The organism is Dyadobacter koreensis, assembly GCF_900108855.1.
Taxonomy (GTDB): domain Bacteria; phylum Bacteroidota; class Bacteroidia; order Cytophagales; family Spirosomataceae; genus Dyadobacter; species Dyadobacter koreensis.
Window position 1 is genome coordinate 241,191 of the sequence record NZ_FNXY01000008.1, and the last position, 21,047, is coordinate 262,237.

The following is a 21,047-nucleotide window of genomic DNA, read 5'->3' on the forward strand; positions in this document are numbered from 1 at the left end:
TGACTGAACACCAGGTTTACAAAGAAATTGCGCCCGGCTTCCGGAAAACCTTCAACTAAGCTGTAATTCACATCAAAAATATTGTTCAGTCCCGCTTCCGCAGAAATGAATTTATACAGTTTAACCGATGCCTTTGCATTGACCAGCGTGTAGGCTTTCGCCTGGGTGCCATAGCTAGTGCTTAACGGTCGCTGTTGTGTTCCACACTTGCCAGGATGTTGACCCGCTTCCAGAAAGAGTAGTCAGCATATGCGAAAACCTTATGCTCGGGAACGTTGGTAAAAAGAATAGCCGGGTTGGTCTTGTTCTTTCTTTTGATAAAGGAATAGTTGGAACCAATGCTAAGCCCGGAAATGACACGGTAATCCAGACCTGCTTCCGCGCCATAGAACCGGGCTTTGCCTGCATTTTGCAGCTGAAAACGTCCGGGTTGCACATTATCGACCTGCTGAATGATGTCATCAATATTGCTGTTAAACACGCTAGCTTGCAGGCTGAGTTTGTCTGCAATTTTTCCCGAGTAGCTTAAATCAATGTTTACAGCTGCTTCTGCGCCAAGGTCAGGGTTGGGAATGGCCTGGCCCATCCGGTAGGAATAACGGTCTTTAATGGTTGCAAACCTGGTTTTTCGTGCTACCGATCCTTTTAAAGAATGACTGGTGTTGATATCCCAAAAAAGTCCTATCTGCGCATTGACCGCATTGTTTTTGCTGTCAGCGAAATTGGTGATTTCTTTGGTTGCCGCATTGTATTCCTGTGCTTTGTCGTTGCCGCGCATGTTAAAGCTTACGCCGGGAATAATAGCCAGACCGGATGTTATCTGATAGGTATTTTCAATGCCTAAGGATAGGGTATTATCAATATATCCCTGCACCGGTTCGCCCAGATCATGCTCTCTGTGTACGTCACGCTTATACTGTACATTCAGCTTGAAAACATTATGAGCCAGTGCCCTTGACTCATATTCTGCATTGCCGCCAAATGTATAATCGTCGTAAAAACTTTGAAAGGCGTAAGGCCGGGTCTGCTTGGTATAGGTCGTGTCATCGTAGCTGAAAAGCTGGTTGACAAACGTGTCATAGTATAAGCGTGTCTTTACTTTGCTTCTTTCACCGACAGCGGTATTGGATATAAAATACAGGCTTTGCTTGTTCCACTTTGGCCATTGTTTGATCCGCAGTATGCGGATAGAATCTTTGAGGTGTTTCAACGGCTTCACGGCAGAAATACCTACGAGGGCACCGCGATCGGACTTTCGATCTGCAAGCAGGTTGTAGATAATCACAATGGGATTATCTATGCCAGCGGCCAAGTCGGGGTTGGGTCGAGTTTTACCATTCTGCTTCCCATGGCTGGAACCAGTCAATAAGACAGATATAAAGAAAAGTTTCGGGCAACGTTTCTGCCCGAAGCGCTTACTGTTTTGGCTCTAACAGCTATACCGCGACATGCAGCGATTGCGGTGTCGCTTTACCCTATTGTGTCAACATAGCATAGCCACATAAGCCGCATCACGTCTATTTTAATCCGGAAGCCGCCTGTAAACTGCTGCACCTCATCCAAGATATACCACTGGCCCACGATGTATATTTCAAACCAGGCAGGCCCATCTCTTTTAGCCGGAATGATTTCTATTAAACTACTTTCTGATAGGTAAGTATGACTATGTAATGGCTCCGTTTTTTTTGGAAGGCATGGCAGACGATAAGATATCACGCCATAACCTTATTATCCAGATTATAGATATCTAATCTGAAAGCGCATTATTTTCAATAGTATCCTGATATGGGGTAGATATTTCAGAGAATTGACTACTGCCATGATGCTAGTCAACAGGTTTTGATGGATTTTCAAATCCCCAGAGAATATCTCGAAGATATTCGATTATCAAATCAATTTCTTTTCCGATTTCTTTGATAATCAATTGAGTGAAAATACTTTTTTCACCAGAATTTATATGATCATTCAAAATTCTGTTCAATCGGTCGATCAGGTTTGCATTGGATGAGATAATCTTTTTGATTTCCCTACCCAGCACGATTGCTGATATATTTTCAAGTGTACGCTCTTGTTCATCAAACATGTCAAGATGATTGGCGTATATTAAATCTTGATGCATATCGAAAAAATTTACGAAGATATTGCCAATATCCGTGGCGTCTTTCTGTCTTCGTTCGGGTCTGTCATCATAAGCTACAAGTTTCAGAAGAACAATTCCAATTAATGTAGCGGCCTTGAAGGTGTTTCCTGTTTCAAGGTTAACAATCTCTGTCCCATTTTCGTAAACTTCTTTCATCCCGCTTATCTGGATTGTGGTCATACCTATCCCTTCAATCTTTACACTTCCCTGGGATTCGATTTCTCCGAATGGAAGTAGGTCAACCTGAAATCCGTCTGGCGATATCAGTACAAATGCATTTTCCCTGATTGGTAAGTAATTTTCATTTTTGATTAGGTATTGCTTAACAGTTTCATATTCTTGATGACTGCCTACCAGAATGGCATAATCTACATCTCTGGTTGTTCTGAATTTCATTTGAGCTCTCTCGTACCATATCTGTCTTGCTAAGGCTCCAATCAGGTAATAGTCAATGGAGAGTTCAGTAAAAGCTTTCTCTAACGTATCAAAGACATTCTTTAATTCTGTGTGTTTCATGGCTGATCAAATATCCTGCTGAGCTTTGTTTCGTAAATAATATTTGCTGTTTCAATGCATCTTGCATCTCCGGTGATCACCAAGTCAGCGTAAGTGATCAATTCGGGAGTCATAATGTTGTCTGGATACACGGCGGTGTCCATCCAAAACTTGTTGTAGATATTTAAGTTACCATCAGGCTTGGGGGCAAGCCTTAGCATTTTTACTATTTCGAGCTTGGCTTGGGCAGTATAAATAGTCCATTGTTGGGGATTCAGGTGGGCGGTTTCAAGATCGCCTGCTGGTTCACCACCCCAAACAGCTGTTGCAGGTAACTCCATTTGCTTCCATTGGTCACTTGCCGCGAAATGGTAAGTTCCTAATAGTAAGGAAGGTTTTAGTATGTTTTTATATCCTATTATCCAATTCTCGAGCAACTCTCTTTTGTTACTGAGTACCATGCGGTTTTTATTAACCTGTACAATATGCCCGGCTTCTTTCAAAGACAATATGGCTTCGTTTATCGTTGCCAGTGCCACCTTGGCAAAACTGGCAATCTCACGGTACGTGAAATTTACAGCCTCTGGATTTTGTAAGAAAGCATAAACTACTTTAAGGCCAGCTTTGGTGAAGGCCCGATTTGTTTTTGTATCTGCGCCTAGATGCACCGGCTTTTGACCATCCAGCCATAAAAGTAGATTGCCGTCGGAGATGTAAATATTCCCTGCAGTGTCCAGATAGGCAATTCCGTTTTCGCGCAGACGCTGCTTCTGCGCTGGATATATCTTATCCGCAATAAGCATTAACGGTCTATTCAGTTTAGCTTGACGAATTAGCTTATCTAGGTGGTAGTCGCGAAATTCACGTTTTACCTCGGTATTGAAAGTAACTGTGGTTTCTTTCATATTTATTCTTGTTTCACCATCGGTCTCGGATATATAGGGGTTCTGCACAGAAGTCCAATGACCAGTAATACCGGTATTTTCTTCTAGGTTTCTCAGTGCCCTTCCAACAATCTCATTTTCTGCAAGAATCATTTGTTCGTTTTATTTAATTGTTCGTGTTCAGTGAACAATCAAAAATAGCGAACAAAAAGGTCAATTAAAAATTTATTTGCTGAGATTTTTAGCTAAAAAATTTCAGTATCTAATAACGACAGACTTTGTGTTGTGCCGAGGACAAAAATATCAATAAGGAATTCGAAAAAGATTGGCAAAGGGACCCTGAACAAGTCTACCAGTAAACTATTAAAGTGAAGTTTATTGTGGAATTAAAAAACATGCGAAAAAAAAATATTTCAGTGCACTCAATTACTCCTATGCCAAAAAGCAAATTTGTATTGCACATAAAAGGACTTAGCGAATTTCGCTAAGTCCTTGATTTTTAAGTGGGCCCACCTGGAATCGAACCAGGCACCTACTGATTATGAGTCAGTTGCTCTAACCGAATGAGCTATAGGCCCGGCTCTATAAAAGAGTTTGGAGTGCAAAATTAGTCAAAGAGATTAATTCTCCAAATGATTATGATAAGATTTCATTCTTTTCTGCGTTCGTAGTTTACTATTTTTGCAAAAAAAAGTACGCTTTGAATAAAAGAAAAATTATCAACGACCCTGTTTACGGTTTTATAACCATTTCTTCGGATTTGCTTTTTGATCTGGTTGAACATCCCTATTTTCAACGTTTAAGACGAATTAAGCAGCTCGGACTGGCTGATTTGGTATATCCTGGTGCGCTCCATACCCGGTTTCATCACGCGTTGGGTGCTATGCATCTCATGGGTCAGGCGTTGCGCACCTTGCAGGAAAAAGGCCATTTGATCTGGGAGCCGGAAATGGAAGCTGCTCAGGCCGCTATTCTTTTACATGATCTTGGGCACGGTCCTTTTTCCCATGTCCTGGAAAAAGAGTTGATGCCGGGTGTGGCGCATGAATCAATCACATTGGAAATGATGAAGCAGTTAAACCGCGAAATGGACGGTCGGCTCGACATTGCAATTCAAATGTTCGAGGGGGTTTACCCACGCAAATTTTTTCATCAGATGATTTCCAGTCAACTGGATATGGATCGGATGGATTATCTGAACCGTGATAGTTTCTACACAGGTGTGATCGAAGGCTCGATCGGCGCCGACCGTTTAATAAAAATGTTTGAGATCAGTCAGGACCAGCTTGTGATTGAAGAAAAGGGATTGCTGAGTATAGAGAATTTCTTGCACGCACGCAGGCTGATGTATTGGCAGGTTTACCTGCACAAAACTTTATTGAGTGCGCAAGCCATGCTCACTCAAATATTAAAGCGTGCAAGGGAATTATCAGCTGCCGGTGAAAATTTATTTTCGACACCGGACTTTTCTTTGTTCCTGAAAAATAAATTTTCGCTATCTGATTTTGAACAAAATCCGGATTTATTGGAATCTTTCAACAACCTGGATGATAACGACGTATGGGCTTCTGTCAAAGGTTGGACAAAACATACCGATCTGGTTCTCTCGACTTTGTGTAAAGATTTGCTTGACAGACATTTATTTAAGATAAGCTTTTTCGATACCATTCCCGGAGAAGAAATTTTAAATCCTTTAAAAGAAAAACTTTTATCGGAGGGGATAAAGCAAAGTGAGTTGTCATACTTTTTAGTAACTGGCGAAACCACGAATTGGGCATATGAAAAGGAACAGGATCCCATAAAGGTCAAAATGAAAGATGGGGCTTTGCTGGATATTGCAGATGCTTCTGATATTCCAACGATCGAGGCGCTCACGAAGATTGTCCGCAAGTATTATGTATGTTGGGGTAAAAATGTATCTTTGCGTGGTTAGTTAGGATGTCAATTCTTTCACCAACAAAAGGACCCGTTTTTAGAATTCGCTTTATTATTTACAGAGACGTTACCAGAAATTAGCCGAAATATGAAATTTACTGTCAGCGAGATTGCAAAGATGCTTGATGGAACTACCGTTGGTGATGATACAGTTACAATTGATTCGGCTGCAAAAATTGAAGAGGGGCAGCCTGGTTGTATATCTTTCCTGGCCAATAGTAAATACGAACCCTATATCTATACCACACAGTCTTCGGCAGTTATTGTTAATAAAGACTTTACTCCAAAACAAGATATCAGTGCTACATTAATCTATGTAGATAATGCTTATACAGCGTTTACAATACTCCTGGAAGAGTACCAGAAACGTATTGCAACGGGGAAAAGTGGAATTGAGCAGCCAAGCTTTCTTGGTGAAAACAGCCAGATGGGTGAGAATGGTTACCGTGGTGCCTTTTCTTACATAGGACGGAACTGCAAAATTGGTAACGGCGTAAAAATATACCCAAATACATACCTGGGAGATTTTGTGGAGATCGGAGACAATACAATTATCCATCCCGGAGTAAGAATTTACGATAACACAGTTATAGGAAAAAACTGCTGCATTTTTGCTAATACAGTGATTGGGAGTGATGGCTTCGGTTTCGCTCCGCAAACGGATGGATCCTATAAAACGATTCCTCAGCTGGGTAATGTCATTATCGAAGATAATGTTAGTATTGGATCTAACACCACGATTGACTGTGCCACCATGGGTTCAACAATTATTCGTAAAGGAGTCAAAATTGATAACCTTGTGCAGATTGCTCATAATGTAGAAATTGGGCAAAATACCGTAATTGCGGCACAAGCAGGAATTTCAGGCTCTTCAAGAATTGGAGAACAATGTGTGATCGCGGGTCAGGTAGGGATTTCAGGACACATAACCCTGGCTAATAATACGAAAGTCGGTGCACAATCGGGTATAGGCAAATCCATTAAGAAAGAAGGACTGTCTCTTTCAGGATCGCCTGCGAGAGATTTGACAGAACATCTGAGAGCCATGGCTTCGACAAGAAGGTTGCCCGAACTTGAAGAACGATTGAAACAGCTGGAACGTAAGCGTGAGGCTTCTGAACATTGAACAAACAAAGAAAAAATATAGATTGAGCAAAATAAGCTCACTTTTTTGGCGAAAATGCGACGCCCCGCAGCCGTTTAGTAGATTAGGAGAATATAATGAACGAAAAACAACAAACCATAAAAAAATCCGTATCAGTTACGGGAGTAGGTTTACACACAGGTGTGGTAGCAACGATGACTTTCGTTCCTGCTGCGGCCAATCACGGTTACAAGTTTCAGCGGGTTGATTTACCAAATCAGCCTATTGTTGATGCGGATGTGGACAACGTGGTGGATCTGTCGCGCGGTACAACCATCGAACAAAACGGTGCACGCATTCACACGGTTGAGCACACTTTGGCTGCGCTGGTGGGATTGCAGATCGACAATGTTTTGATCCAGTTGGATGGACCTGAACCGCCTATTATGGATGGCAGTTCTATCAAATTTATCGATGCATTACTGGATGCGGGAATTGAAGAACAAAATGCATACCGTAACTACTTTGAGGTGCCGGAATATGTTCATTATAAAAATATGGATAACGATATTGAAATGGCAGCTTTGCCGCTTTCAGATTATCGTTTAACAGTAATGGTTGATTACAATTCCAAAGTGATCAGCAGCCAGCATGCTTCTCTGAACGATATTACTCTTTTTAAAGACGATATTGCCAAATGCCGCACGTTTGTATTTTTACATGAACTTGAAGCATTGTATAAACAAAATCTGATCAAAGGTGGAGACCTTACCAATGCGATAGTTATTGTGGACCGGGACGTAAAAGAGGGCGAACTGGACCATTTGTCACAATTACTAAACAAGCCGAAGGTAAGTGTTGACAAATCAAAAGGAATTTTGAATAATGTAGAATTGCATTATCCGAATGAAATGGCGCGCCACAAGCTGCTGGATCTTATCGGGGATCTTGCATTGATCGGAAGACCTATTAAAGCCCAGATCCTGGCAGCACGTCCGGGACATGCCGCGAACGTAGCGCTGGCAAAAAAGATAAAGAAACTTATCAAGTCAGGAAAGGGAGATATTCCGTCCTACGACCCTAATAAAGCACCAGTTCTTGATATCAAGCAGATTGGTGAGTTGCTCGCGCATCGTTATCCTTTCCAGATGATTGATAAAATCATTGCTTTGGATGAAAACAGCGTGGTTGGTGTCAAAAATGTAACAATCAATGAGGAGTATTTCCTTGGTCATTTTCCTGGGAATCCAGTGATGCCGGGCGTTCTGCAGCTGGAAGCTATGGCGCAGACGGGAGGTATCCTTGTACTGAGCAGCGTGCCTGATCCTGATAATTACTGGTCTTATCTGATCGGTATTGATGCATGCCGTTTCCGACGCAGTGTGGTTCCGGGAGATACAGTTATATTTAAATGTGTTTTTACTTCACCTATGAAACGTGGAATAGTAAAGATGAGCGGTCGGGGATATGTGTCCGGGCAGCTGGTGTGTGAAGCAGATATGGTCGCAAGTCTAGTTAAGAAAAAATGACACAACAGTTAGCATATATCCATTCGGACGCTAAGATCGCTCCGAATGTAGAAATTGAACCTTTCGCGATGATACATGCAGATGTAGAAATCGGAGAGGGGACGTGGATTGGCTCTCACGCAGTAATTAATGCGGGAGCGCGTATCGGCAAAAACTGCCGTATTTTCTCAGGGGCCGTTATTTCTTCGACTCCTCAGGATCTCAAATACAACAATGAATACACACTGACAATCATTGGCGATAATACAACGGTTCGGGAATATGCGACGATCAGTCGTGGTACCGAAGAGCATTGGAAGACAGTGGTTGGATCAGGTTGTCTGATTATGGCCTATGCTCACGTCGCACATGATTGCCGTGTTGGAAATAACTGCATCATTGGAAACAACGTCCAAATGGCAGGCCACGTTCATGTTGACGATTGGGCGATCGTAAGTGCGATGAGTGCTGTCCACCAGTTTGTTAAGATTGGAGCGCATTCGTTTGTATCAGGTGCTTCGTTGGTTCGGAAAGACGTTCCTCCTTTTACAAAAGCAGCCCGCGAACCGATTTCTTATGCAGGCATCAATTCAGTTGGCTTGCGCCGCCGTGGGTACAGTAATGAGAAAATCATCGAAATCCAGAATATTTACCGTTACATTTATATGAGAGGCCTTAACAATGCTGAGGCTTTGCAAAAAATAGAATTGGAATTACCACCTTCAAATGAACGTGACGAAGTTGTGAATTTCATTCGTAACTCAGAAAGAGGAATTATGAAAAGTCCTTTCCAGACCTACGGTACGGGAGATCCTGAATCACAGGCTTAAAAGGAATTAAAAATAAGAAGTCAAAGGCTTATCTTTCTTGCGAAGGGTAAGCTTTTTCTTGTTATAAGATCAGAAAAGGAAGTGTTAATATCATCGTAATTATGAGTTCTTTGTGTTTCTTATTCTTTATATAATTCGCTCTTTGAAGGATAATTGATTGTAAAACAGACATCGCCAGCAGTATTACAATCAGGCGCTGGGTATACCGGAATTCTGTTTTAAGACAAATAATAATACATCCGGTGACGACCAGTATAGTTATTCCATGCAGAATCTGTTTCGCCATTGGCGCGCTAAGCCGGGTTGCAAGATTGGAAGTATTGGGAAACTCGATTGCCGAAAAATAAGATGACAACAAAAAATTCTGTAAGATGATGAGAAATAATAAAACGCCTGCATACTTGTTCTCTCTTACTATTTCCTGATTCAGCAAGAAAGTATTTCCAAGAATTACAGCAGTCAAAATGATTGCGGAAAATGGCTCGCGCAAAACATGGAGCGGGCTCCTTTCCGGCAATTTCGAAAAAAGAAATATTCCTGCCGCCGATACAATAGTGAGAAAAAAGGCAAGTTTTCCTATATTTTCAGGTATGAAGAAAGCCAGGATAGCAGCAATAACCAGAGCGCCGATTAAAATTTTCAGAAATGAAATTCGCTCCTTTTGATTCGTTAAGAATTTTTTTGACTCTCTTTTAGCAGGTTTTCTATGGTCGAGAAGTTTATTTAAAGAAGAGATAACAAAAATACCCAAGGCGAGCACTGCTGTTGTTCTGGTGTTGATAGTTGCCTTTCCTACAGGTATTTTTGTAAAGGCAATCTGTGTCACGACAGCCGCGGCAGCTAAATCAAAGCCAAGCCAGTGTATATGGGCCAGGCTGAATTTTTGGATTATGTTGATGATGAAGTTGAGTAAATTTCCTTTCACAAAAAGCTTTTATTCGGTCAATAAGATTTCGTCACCTTGTTTAATAAGGCCTTGATTTTTGGTTACAACGTTTTGTCCAAAAAGAATTTTATTATTTACTCTGCGATAAGTTGCCAGGGTTTTTAATGGCTCTTTTCCTTTCACGGCAGTTTCAGGATCGATTGTTGTCAAAACACAACGTGCGCAAGATTTTACTATTTCAAAGGATAAATCTCCGATCTTAAACGATTTCCAGTAATCCTCCGCGAAAGCACTTGTTCCGGTTACCACAAAATTTGGGCGGAAACGCTGCATCACAATAGGTTCTTCCAAGCGGGAATTAAGATCGTCCAGTGACGCCTGCGATATTAACAGAAATGGAAAGCCATCTGCAAAACTTACGTTTTCGTTATTTTTAGCATATTTTGGATCAGCCTTCCGCTCCGTTTTTTCAGGCATGACCACCAGTTGAACATCGAGTTCCAGTTCAGCACCAAGCCATTTATCAACCTCGTCACTAACGGTTACCGCATCGACTGTATCGTCCCAAACTGTAACCGACAGCTGTTTTCCGCTCACAGGTTCAAAAGGAACAGAGATACGGTTTTCGGGTTTAAGTTTATTTGAAATAATCAGAGAGTCTTCTTGTATCGTAACTTCCAGCATTGCCATTTTAGGAAATTCTCTTTGCGTAATAAAACGCCCGAACGGGTCCGTGATCATCCATCGACGATCATACTGGAGACCTTTCTCCTCGACCTGTGCTTCTGTAAGACGAATTCCGGCCAAAGATTTAACCGGATAAATCCAGATTTCTGAAAGAACCATTTTGCTCTATTTATTTCAGTTTTAAAATTCCATTCTTGCCATTGGGCTAACTGTCTGATCACAGAAATCGTTTTCGAGATATTTGTAATGGGCCGCCATAGCAATCATCGCCGCGTTGTCCGTACAATATTCAAATTCCGGAATATAAACTTTCCAACCCAGTTTTTCTCCCAGTTCAAGAAGTGAACTCCGTAATCCTGAATTTGCCGAAACACCACCTGCGATAGCAATTTCCTTTATTCCTGTTTCTTTTGCAGCTTTTTTTAATTTTTTCAAAAGAATATTGACCAGAGTATATTGAATGCTGGCGCAAATATCTGCAATATTTTCCTGAATAAAATTCGGGTTTTCTTTGAGCTGCTTTTGTAAAAAATACATAAAGGAAGTTTTAATCCCGGAAAAAGAAAAATCGAGCTCAGGCATTTCAGGAAGGGGGAATGTATAAGCAAGAGGATTTCCGGTTTTGGCGTATTTATCAATTAGCGGACCGCCCGGATACGGCAAATCCAGAAGTTTCGCCGTTTTATCAAAGGCTTCACCCACAGCATCGTCCCTTGTCTGCCCGATAATTTCCATATCCAGCGGACTATTTATCTTAACAATCTGAGTATGACCACCGCTTACGGTCAGGCATAAAAATGGGAATTCAGGTTTTGGATCTTGTATAAAATGGGCAAGCACGTGCGCTTGCATGTGGTTGACTTCGATAAGTGGCAAGCCAAGGCCCAGAGCCATGGATTTGGCAAAGGAAGTACCAACTAATAAAGCTCCCAATAATCCCGGTCCTTTCGTAAAAGCGATGGCATGCAGGTCTTTTTTTGTTACTTTTGCATCACTCAATGCTTTATCTACCACAGGCAGAATATGTTGCTGATGCGCTCTTGATGCTAATTCGGGAACAACACCGCCATATTGTGTGTGAATGAGCTGCGTGGCAACAACATTGGAGTAAATTTTGCCGTTAGATAAAACAGCGGCCGAGGTTTCGTCACAAGACGATTCTATCGCGAGGATGTTCATGAATTTTGAATAATATTCGCAAAAATAAGCAATTAACGATAAGATACGCAGGAATATGCTGCGAAGCTATATATGTTAAAATCCCTGAAGGCGGTTATCAATGTCCTGGTTGTGCTAATGATTTTTGCGCTTTTGGCGTTAGGGATCGTTACAATTGCCGTACAATTTCCTTCAGTTCAAACTTTTCTGGTAAAAACAGCTACTGCCAGAGTTTCCGAGAAAATGGGTTACCCCATTCAGATAACACGGGTTAATATTAAATGGTTTGATGTAGTTTCTCTGGAAGGTGTTTCAGTAAAAGATACAAGCCAGCAGAAAATGATCGATGTTGGACGTATCGACGTCAACCTGAATATGCAGAATATTATTCAAAATTCTGCAAAAGAAGTTCACCTCGACGAAGTTACATTATATCAACCGGATGTACACCTGATCGTCGTTCCTAAAACAGGAGACTTGAATATTGATGGATTTATTAATCGGATCGTCGAATTAACATCTTCCAACACGCCGCGCCCGGCGAATGCTCCGGAAAATAACACGCCATTTACGATTGGAAAATCAAAGATCGTGGACGGAACTTTTCGCTATGACGATCCAAGAAAACCGCGTTATAAGAGCCCGAGAGTTTTCGATTATTCGCATTTTGAACTGAATAAACTCAACGCTGATCTGAAAGATTTCCTGGCTCAGGGCGATACAATTTCATTTCTTGCCCGCAACATGAAAACCGTCGACAAACAAACGGGGTTAAAAATGCATGATCTGGATACCCGGTTTTTGTTCTGTCAGAAAAAGATGGAATTGAAAGAACTGAGCGCAGAAATCGGCAACTCTTATATCAGCGACGACATCACCTTTCACTACAACCGCTCGGGAGATCTTGGAGATTTTAACCATAAAGTTTTTCTCCGGGGCCATTTTGTTGATACGAAAATTCACTCGGCCGATCTCGGCTTATTTTCAGAATATGTGGACAGGCTCAACGAAACGTGGAAAGTTTCCGGAAATTTTGATGGTCGCGTCGATGATTTTGAGCTTTCAGGTGCGGACGTACGGTTTGGGCAGGGGAGTCGGTTATTGGGAGATTTAGGATTTAAAGGGCTGCCGGATGATAGTCCATTGATGAATATCAAACTGTCATTATCCAAAGTCCTGCCGCTGGATCTGGTTCAATATTATCCTGAATGGAAGTCGCATGAAACTTTGCAAAAGTTCGGAACGACGCTACTGGATGGTTCTTTCAAGGGAACCATTGAAGATTTTGACGTGAAAGCGTCAGCATCTTCAGAACTGGGAAAAGTGGCTGGCGATCTGGTTTTTCATATTTCTGACGAAAAAACCACGACTTATTCCGGCGATATCGAAACCGTCGATTTTGAGATCGGGAAATTACTTGATCAGCCGGAAACGTGGCAGAGATTGGATTTTTCCGGAAATATTCATGGTAAAGGTCTAGATCTTGCTTACGCTTCAACCAACATGGACGCGATTGTTACCAGAATAGGTTTTAAAAATTATGATTACCGGAATATCGGTTTGAAAGGAAATCTGCAGAATCAATATTTTAACGGATTGGTAAGCTCAAAAGATTCGAATCTGGTTGTAAACCTCGAAGGGGAATTCGACTTGTCGAAGCCAAAAAATTCTTTCGACTTACAGGGTATTATTGAAAAGGCAAACCTTCTTCCGCTAGGTTTCACGAAAGAAGAGATTACACTGCGTACCGAATTGGATGTGAAAGTTTCAGGTAATACAGTCGATGAACTTGTCGGTGATGCGAAACTCCTGAATACTTTTCTGATTACGTCGAGCAAGGAAAGAAACCTCGTCATGGACACACTTCTTTTTTCATCGCGTCAAAAACTCGACAAGCGAAGTCTTAACCTGGAAAGTGAGTTTCTGACTGCAAAAGTGGAGGGTGATTTTGTGCCAACACAGGCATGGAAAGATATTAATCAGGTTTTGTCTGAATATCAGCTTTATTTCTTCGAAAACGAGTCGGACAGGAATATTTATTACGCGAAGAAAGAAAAGAAAGCAATTCTCAGGAAGTATGAGATTGATTATGAGGTAGAAACGAAAAATATAAGCCGGTTTCTGGCGTTTTTAAGCCCTGATGTTTATCTTTCTCATGGCTCAAAAGCGGAAGGGAAATTCAAGATGGATAACACCGCTTTTCTTTCTATGAATGCAAAAGCAGATACTGCGCGCTACGGAAGCAATCAGTTCGTAAATTCAGAAGTAGACGTTACAACTTCAAAATTTGTAAATAGCGCGGAAGTTCTGGCATCCGCGCTCGTCACTTCCGACAAACAGCAAATGAGTTCGCTTGTTCCTACCGAAAAGCTTGAACTGGAAGGTACCTGGGATGTGGATCATATCGATTTTAACGGTGGAATCAGGCAAGTAAGCAGTACTAACCGTGCTAATCTTGCAGGGGAAATCAGATTTTTGCCGGCTGGTCTGGATATAGGATTTAAAAATTCACAGCTTTATCTGCTGGATGAAGAATGGAATATGCCGGCAAACAGCCTTATTTCGATCGTCGGGAAAGATGTTACTTTTAATAATCTTGGTCTGATCAACGGAAAACAGCGCTTGTTCGTAAACGGAACGCTGTCAGCAAATCCGGATCGTACGTTGCTTTTTGATATTAAAAACTTCAAACTCGGGACTTTAAATCCTGTTTTTAACACAAAACTTGCCGGTATCATGGACGGCTCGGCCAAGATGCGGGATGCCTACAACAGTTTCGTACTCGATGCAAATTTCAACATTGAAAGTCTTGGTTATGCAAATTATGAGTTTGGGAATTTCCTGGGAACCGGGGAATGGGATCAGATGGATAGTCAGCTGCAGATTGATGCAGAACTTAATAAAGATGCAAAGCGGATTTTTAGCCTGGTTGGTTCTTATCGCCCCAAGCTCAAAGCCAATACTTTAAATCTGAAAGCCATTTTTAATGATATGGATTTCAAAGCACTTGAGCCATTTTCAGAGGAACTCGTTTCCGATGTGAGCGGAAAAGCACATGGAACTGTTTTGATAAAGGGTTCTTTGAATGCGCCTGTTTTGGATGGCTCATTAATGGTCGAGAAAGGCCGGATGAAGTTTGATTATTTGCAATCTGTTTTCACTTTCAGCGATAAAATTAATTTTAGTGAAAGTGAGATAACGGTAAATAATATCACGCTGACCGATCCTGACGGTAATACGGCTTCACTCAGAGGTGGGGTTTTTCATGATGGATTCAAATACTTCAGTTTGGGATTCAATGCGGATCTGAGAAATTTCAAGATTTTAAATACCGCTTCCAAAGACAATGATATGTTTTATGGTACGGCTTATGTTACAGGCCCTGTCAATATTTATGGCCCGATTGACAACATGAATGTTGAGGCAAACGTAACGAGTAATAAAAACACAAGAATTCATATTCCGCTTGACGGCGCTACCGAAGTCGCTACCCAGGATTATATTCAGTTTGTCAGTCAGATATCAAAACAAGACAGTGCGTCTTCTGACAAAGATTCTCCGCAAAGCAAAGTAGCGGGTGGAATTAAAATGAATTTTAATTTCAATCTTACGCCAGACGCAACCTGCGAAATTATTTTTGACCGGCAGACCGGAGATATTATCCGGGCAAACGGGAGCGGACGACTAAATTTGAATATCGACACCAAAGGCGATTTCACGATGGTCGGTACTTATGAAATCGATAAGGGAGACTACAATTTCACGCTGCAAAATATCATTAACAAGAAATTTACAATCAAACCTGGCAGCCGGATTGTCTGGTCGGGAGATCCTTACGGTGCGCAGCTGGACGTAAAAACCGGATATAAACAATTGGTTTCACTTGCCGGCGTACTACCGAATACTTCAAGTCTGAACAACTCGGAAGCTGCAACTTTATCCCGCAGGTATCCAGTAGAAGTTACCATTGCATTATCCGACCGGCTTATGTCTCCGCAGATTAAGTACGACTTGCAGATTCTGGATAATCCATCGCTCAGTAATCTGCGCGGGCAGCTGGAAGCTTTCCAGGCGAAGTTAAAATCGGATGAACAGGAATTGAGCAGACAAGTAAGTAGTCTGTTGGTTGTCAATCAGTTGCTGCCAGAAGCAAACGTAACTACGAACCAGAATTTTGTTGGAAATAGTATCAGTGAACTCGTTTCCAATCAGATTAGCCGATGGGCTTCGACGATCAATGAAAATCTGGAAGTGGGTGTCAGCGGCCTTTCGCTTGACCAGAATGCGCTTAATAATTTGCAGCTGCGATTTTCATACCGTTTTCTTAACGACCGTTTCCGGATTACACGGGATGGGCGGATCAGCTCGGGCGTAACCGGCGCAAATCAATATGACGCAACCAGTATTTTGGGAGAATGGACGTTGGAATATTGGCTGACACCGTCCGGATCGGTACGTGCGAAAGCTTATAACAGAAACATTCAAAATTCGCTTTATTTGAATAGTACGCTGACAACGGGAGGAGTAAGTATGCAGTTTACACATAGTTTCAACCGATTTAAGGCTATGCCAAAACCGGTTGAGCTGCAAGTGCCGTATGTCATCCCGGTTGCTGATTCAACTGAAAAGGATACCAGTGCAAATAAATTGATCTCACGAAAAGAGCTTATGCGTTAGTTCCCGCCGAAAGTTCATATTTAATCTGGTGAATACGTTCGTTAAATTCCAGATTTGGAAAATCGATACCCGGAACACAAGTTGCTGCCAGATAATCCATCACTTCTTTGTGATGCGGAACACGTTTTCCATTCACGATACTGATGTGTTTGGAAGTGGTCCAAAGCATCGTTTTCAATTCAGTGCGTTGATCGTTCGTCATAAAATATTCCGTCACCATTGTATCTTCATTATAATAAATGACACGGGAAGTAATGCGTGTCCATTCGCTGATCAGGGCCGGACGAACGTAAGCGATTTGATGTTGGTATACAACCCAGCTGGTTTTCAGTTCCCGAAACATGGCTTCAAAACTGAAACCATAAAGTTTGGAAACCTGGTCTTCGCGGGCATTGAAAAAATATTCAAAATATTTTGAGTTGTTCAGATGCATCAGCGGATCGCAGTCCTGAAAACGAACAATGACCCGCGATTCTGCTTCAACGGGCATATTAGCGAGGTCGGCAGTAAAAAGCATAGCTGAGATAATTAAAATTTAAAAATAAAGGGGTCTGGATTTGCTTATTCGCCCCGGTATCGAACGGCCAAACCTTTCATAATGTACCCTTCCTTTTTAACAGACGTGTAATATTTATACTGCACATTGATAAGCGCATTCGCACCGATTTTTTGCGCCTTCATCACAAGTCTTGCCGCCAGAAGTTCTTTTGTATCCGCGTCATTTCCGCGGTACATCATCTTTTTATTTTGTGTCTGCCGGGGCGTCAGAGAATCTTCGCTGCTGATTTCCACCCAGCCTATCTCAGAATAGGGGCGGTCCAGAGACTCATTTTCATACAATACTTCAATCGGGTATTTCTTACTTGTCGAAATTGGAATTCCTGAACTGCATGAAGCAAGAAAACCCGCAAAAAGAAATAAAATCACGCTTACTCTCGCGCGGTGCGCCATTAGATTATTTTTGATCATAGTAACAAAACTGAGAATCTTATTTCTGAATTCCCATCGGTTTAAAAATTAAATGAAGATAGCGGTTTGCTTTCAAATTATATATACTCCCGCTGATACCCGGAACGTGGCAAAATTCTAAGAAGGCGTGGATAAGGATTTGTCGCTAAAATATTGAGTACATAAAAGTAAACGCTATGAGTTTCTGCTTTGATAAGAGAAGGTAACTATTTGTTGATGATAAATTAGTCTGAAAAAACGTTTAAGGAGTATATCTTTGAAGAAGGTTGATACTTTTTGTTTTTTACCATATGTGAACTCTGTGAATCGCGATTGACTTTCCTCAAACTCTATATGACTTCTTTATCAGTATTATTCCAAGGTCTGCTATTTACGTTCTGTTTTTTAACGACACTTGCTCAGGCTCAGAAGCCAGCTGTGAATTCGACAAAGCTTGCGAGGCCGAAATTGGTGGTCGGTATCGTTGTTGATCAGATGCGTTACGATTATCTGTATCGCTATTACAATAAATATGGCGAAGGAGGTTTCAAAAGACTTATTAATGACGGTTACAATTGCCGCAACAATCATTATCACTATGCGCTTACGGTGACTGCTGCCGGACATTCCGCTGTGTATACCGGGTCGCTGCCTGCCATAAACGGAATTGTTGGAAATGACTGGTTTGACAGATCAACGGGTGAAAAAGTATATTGTACGGACGATAAAGAAGCAGCCACTGTTGGCAGTAACAATGTTACCGTTGGGAAAATGTCGCCGAAAAATCTTCTGACAAGTACGGTAACAGATCAGCTTCGTATCGCGACGAATTTTCGTTCTAAAACCATAGGTATCGCTATAAAAGACAGAGCATCTATTCTTCCCGCGGGTCATTCGGCAAATGGTGCTTACTGGTTTGATTCCAAAACCGGAAACTGGGTAACCAGCACATTTTACACCAGCGAGCTGCCAAAATGGGTGCAGGACTATAATGCAAAAAAAATGCCATCCGAATATTTGAAGCGTGGCTGGCAAACACTTTTGCCGATCGGCCAGTATATAGAAAGCACACCTGACGACGAGCCATGGGAAGGTAAATTGCCTGGTGTTTTGAAACCAGTATTTCCATACGAGCTTGCAGGTTTGGCAGGTGACGCGTTTGGCGTCGTAACGACCACGCCCTGGGGAAATACGATGACGAAAGACATGGCAATTGCGACGGTAAAAGGTGAAAATCTTGGAAAAGGTACTGATACTGATTTTCTGGCAGTAAGCTTTTCTTCTCCTGACCGAATCGGCCATGCTTTTGGGCCCACTTCCATTGAGCAGGAAGATAATTATTTACGTCTGGACCGGGAATTTGCTGATATGTTTACCTTTTTTGACAGCTGGGTTGGAAAAGGAAATTATACCGTTTTCCTGACTGCTGATCACGGTGGGGTAGACGTTCCGGCTTATTGGAATGACCACAAATTGCCAGCCGGACTATTGGATGCGGCACGGGTTGACGACACGATAAAGAAATCTTTATCTGACGCTTTTGGCTCGGGGGATTTTGTTTTAAGTAATGAAAATTATCAGTGGTATCTTAATCGTAAGCTTCTGAAAGAAAAGAAAATTTCGATGACAAACGCTGTTGAAGTAGCAAAAACTGCGCTTCTGCAAATCCAGGGGATTGCTGATGTAATTAATCTGAATGATATGGGAAAGGCACCGTTAAATGCATATCAACTCGAATTATATAAAAATAATGTCAATGCAAAGAGAAGCGGAGATCTTCAGATTATCTTGCAATCGGGTTGGTTTGCTGGTACTGGAACGGGCACAGATCATGGAACGCCCTATAATTATGACACGCATGTTCCCTTTCTACTTTATGGTTGGGGGGTATATAAAGGAGAGACCTTGCGCCGAACTACCATAGCTGATATCGCACCAACAATTTCTTCGTTGCTCCATATTTTACCGCCAAGCGGCAATGTTGGAAATCCTGTTCAGGAGGCTTTGAAGAAAAACTGAAATCTTAAAATACCATTAAAAACATGCCCTTTTTTGAATTTTAATATACTTTTGACATCAATTAATAAATATTCCTGAAACGTGAGAAAATTATCTTTCTGGGTTATGGGGGTTCTTGCAACGTTCTCTGTTGCTGCTCAGACACCTAAAAAACCAACCGTTACAAATCCAAAAACGCTTGCAAGACCGAAATTGGTTGTAGGTATTGTGGTCGATCAAATGCGTTATGATTATTTATATCGCTATTATGATAAATATGTTGAAGGCGGAATTAAACGCTTTTTGAATGAAGGTTTCAATTGCCGGAATAATCATTACAGTTATGCTTTAACGGTTACTGCTGCGGGCCATGCTTCGATTTATACCGGTTCAGTTCCGGCTATAAACGGTATTATTGGGAATGAATGGTATGACCAGAATGCATCTAAAGGCGTGTATTGCGTGGAAGACAGTACAGTGAAAACGGTCGGAAGCAACAACGTAAGCGTTGGTAAAATGTCGCCGCGTAATCTTCTGACCAGTACAGTTACGGATCAATTGAGAATCGCAACAAATTTTCGTTCGAAAACAATTGGAGTCGCTATCAAAGACCGCGGATCTATTTTGCCGGCGGGGCATACTGCGAACGGTTCATACTGGTTTGATTCGAACACAGGAAATTGGGTGACAAGTACTTTTTATATGGATGAACTGCCGCAATGGGCAAAGGACTATAATGCAAAGAAAATGCCGTCTGAATATATGAAACGAGGCTGGCAAACATTGAATCCTATTGAAACCTATACGCAAAGCACAGCTGATGACGTAGCTTGGGAGGGAAGATTACCGGGTGCTAAAAAACCGGTTTTCCCTTTTGAACTGGCAGGTTTTGCAGGCGATGCGTTTGGAACTGTGACAAGTACGCCTTGGGGGAATACAATTACCAAGGAAATGGCTATTGAAGCTGTAAAGGGCGAAAAACTTGGAAAAGGTTCTGATACCGATTTCCTGGCTATCAGTTTTTCATCACCAGATAAAATCGGGCATATGGCCGGACCAAATTCAGTTGAACAGGAAGATGATTATTTGAAACTTGACAGAGAATTTGCTGAATTATTTTCGTTTTTAGACAGCTGGACTGGAAAGGGGAACTATACTGTATTTCTAACGGCGGACCACGGTGTTGTGGATGTCCCGGGTTTTGCCAGGGAACATAAATTACCTGCCGGACTTGCCAGCCGAACAGTTCTTGGTGATATCGTTAAAAAGAACCTGGCGGAAACTTTTGGCGAAGGGGTGTATATCGCGAGTACTGAAAACAATCAGTTGTATCTAAACCATGCGCTGCTTAAAAAGAAGAAGATATCGGTAGCTCAGGTTTTTGATGTTGTTAAAGAATGTCTCCTGCCGGTAGATGGTATCGCTGACGTTCTTAACTTGACGGACATGGGCAGAGCGCCGTTGAACACTTATCAGCTTGAACTTTACAAAAATAACGTCAATGCGAAGAGGAGCGGAGATATTCAGATCATTACACAGCCTGGATGGTTTTATGGCAGCGCAACGGGGACATCTCACGGAACACCTTATAACTATGACACGCAGGTGCCTTTCGTTATGTTCGGTTGGGGTATCAATAAGGGAGAGACTTTACGACGCACTTCGGTTTCTGATATTGCACCGACAATTGCTTCTCTATTGCACATTTTACCGCCAAGTGGAAATATTGGAAATCCGGTAGAGGAAGCTTTGAGGAAATAAAATTGAAATAATGCATAAGGAAATGGCTTGCAGAAGTACTCTGCAGGCCATCTCTT

General features: G+C 41.8%; 16 protein-coding genes and 1 tRNA gene. 8 read left to right on the forward strand and 9 right to left on the reverse strand.

Going from position 1 to position 21,047, the window contains the following annotated elements:
- Positions 1-181: 181 nt before the first annotated feature.
- Complete coding sequence (locus BMY70_RS24420; protein WP_262485757.1) at positions 182-1,219, reverse strand: TonB-dependent receptor plug domain-containing protein; 1,038 nt, start codon at positions 1,217-1,219, stop codon at positions 182-184.
- Between BMY70_RS24420 and BMY70_RS24425 the strand changes: the two genes are divergently transcribed.
- Entirely contained in the window at positions 1,166-1,369 is a 204-nt protein-coding gene (locus tag BMY70_RS24425; RefSeq protein ID WP_310590660.1) for an ATP-binding protein, read from the forward strand. The genes BMY70_RS24420 and BMY70_RS24425 overlap by 54 nt on opposite strands.
- A 456-nt stretch (positions 1,370-1,825) precedes the next feature.
- Here BMY70_RS24425 and BMY70_RS24430 read toward each other — a convergent pair whose 3' ends face one another.
- From BMY70_RS24430 to BMY70_RS24440, 3 genes are all read right to left on the reverse strand, one after another.
- Positions 1,826-2,656, reverse strand: a complete 831-nt coding sequence (locus BMY70_RS24430; protein WP_090339419.1) for a hypothetical protein — start codon at positions 2,654-2,656, stop codon at positions 1,826-1,828.
- Entirely contained in the window at positions 2,653-3,672 is a 1,020-nt protein-coding gene (locus BMY70_RS24435) for a type IV toxin-antitoxin system AbiEi family antitoxin (RefSeq protein ID WP_090339422.1), read from the reverse strand. Before BMY70_RS24435 ends, BMY70_RS24430 begins: the two co-directional genes overlap by 4 nt.
- 351 nt (positions 3,673-4,023) lie before the next feature.
- Positions 4,024-4,097 (reverse strand) — tRNA-Ile (locus BMY70_RS24440).
- A 122-nt stretch (positions 4,098-4,219) separates the two neighbouring features.
- Between BMY70_RS24440 and BMY70_RS24445 the strand changes: the two genes are divergently transcribed.
- The 4 genes from BMY70_RS24445 to lpxA all read left to right on the forward strand — a co-directional run bounded on the left by BMY70_RS24445 (position 4,220) and on the right by lpxA (position 8,876).
- Entirely contained in the window at positions 4,220-5,452 is a 1,233-nt protein-coding gene (locus BMY70_RS24445) for an HD domain-containing protein (protein ID WP_090339425.1), read from the forward strand.
- Positions 5,453-5,542: 90 nt separating this feature from the next.
- Positions 5,543-6,580, forward strand: a complete 1,038-nt coding sequence (lpxD, locus tag BMY70_RS24450) for a UDP-3-O-(3-hydroxymyristoyl)glucosamine N-acyltransferase (protein WP_090339429.1) — start codon at positions 5,543-5,545, stop codon at positions 6,578-6,580.
- Between the two features lie 95 nt (positions 6,581-6,675).
- Positions 6,676-8,067, forward strand: coding sequence for a bifunctional UDP-3-O-[3-hydroxymyristoyl] N-acetylglucosamine deacetylase/3-hydroxyacyl-ACP dehydratase (locus BMY70_RS24455; protein ID WP_090339432.1), 1,392 nt, complete (start codon positions 6,676-6,678; stop codon positions 8,065-8,067).
- Complete coding sequence (lpxA, locus tag BMY70_RS24460) at positions 8,064-8,876, forward strand: acyl-ACP--UDP-N-acetylglucosamine O-acyltransferase (RefSeq protein ID WP_090339435.1); 813 nt, start codon at positions 8,064-8,066, stop codon at positions 8,874-8,876. Before BMY70_RS24455 ends, lpxA begins: the two co-directional genes overlap by 4 nt.
- Before the next feature lie 61 nt (positions 8,877-8,937).
- Here lpxA and BMY70_RS24465 read toward each other — a convergent pair whose 3' ends face one another.
- From BMY70_RS24465 to tsaD, 3 genes are read right to left on the reverse strand one after another with little or no spacing between them, the layout of a single operon-like run.
- Positions 8,938-9,801 (reverse strand): hypothetical protein, encoded by an 864-nt coding sequence (locus BMY70_RS24465; RefSeq protein WP_090339438.1) that lies wholly within the window; start codon positions 9,799-9,801, stop codon positions 8,938-8,940.
- A gap of 9 nt (positions 9,802-9,810) precedes the next feature.
- A complete protein-coding gene (locus BMY70_RS24470; RefSeq protein WP_090339441.1) occupies positions 9,811-10,608 on the reverse strand; it encodes an MOSC domain-containing protein in 798 nt (265 codons plus the stop codon).
- Between the two features lie 21 nt (positions 10,609-10,629).
- Complete coding sequence (gene tsaD / locus BMY70_RS24475; RefSeq protein WP_090339444.1) at positions 10,630-11,628, reverse strand: tRNA (adenosine(37)-N6)-threonylcarbamoyltransferase complex transferase subunit TsaD; 999 nt, start codon at positions 11,626-11,628, stop codon at positions 10,630-10,632.
- Between the two features lie 72 nt (positions 11,629-11,700).
- Here tsaD and BMY70_RS24480 point away from each other — a divergent pair, with 72 nt between their 5' ends.
- Entirely contained in the window at positions 11,701-16,284 is a 4,584-nt protein-coding gene (locus BMY70_RS24480) for a translocation/assembly module TamB domain-containing protein (RefSeq protein ID WP_090339447.1), read from the forward strand.
- Here the strand turns inward: BMY70_RS24480 and BMY70_RS24485 are convergent.
- Both BMY70_RS24485 and BMY70_RS24490 read right to left on the reverse strand, forming a co-directional pair.
- Entirely contained in the window at positions 16,274-16,801 is a 528-nt protein-coding gene (locus BMY70_RS24485; protein WP_090339450.1) for an acyl-CoA thioesterase, read from the reverse strand. The genes BMY70_RS24480 and BMY70_RS24485 overlap by 11 nt on opposite strands.
- Before the next feature lie 44 nt (positions 16,802-16,845).
- Entirely contained in the window at positions 16,846-17,253 is a 408-nt protein-coding gene (locus BMY70_RS24490; protein ID WP_229209761.1) for a hypothetical protein, read from the reverse strand.
- Between the two features lie 333 nt (positions 17,254-17,586).
- On the opposite strand from BMY70_RS24490, the gene pafA (BMY70_RS24495) reads away from it, so the two are divergent.
- Together pafA (BMY70_RS24495) and pafA (BMY70_RS24500) are read left to right on the forward strand one after the other, a co-directional pair.
- Complete coding sequence (pafA, locus tag BMY70_RS24495) at positions 17,587-19,251, forward strand: alkaline phosphatase PafA (RefSeq protein ID WP_090339458.1); 1,665 nt, start codon at positions 17,587-17,589, stop codon at positions 19,249-19,251.
- A 105-nt stretch (positions 19,252-19,356) separates the two neighbouring features.
- The gene (gene pafA / locus BMY70_RS24500; protein WP_090339461.1) at positions 19,357-20,991 is read left to right on the forward strand and encodes an alkaline phosphatase PafA; all 1,635 of its coding nucleotides are present in this window, start codon (positions 19,357-19,359) and stop codon (positions 20,989-20,991) included.
- The last annotated feature ends 56 nt before the right edge of the window (positions 20,992-21,047 follow it).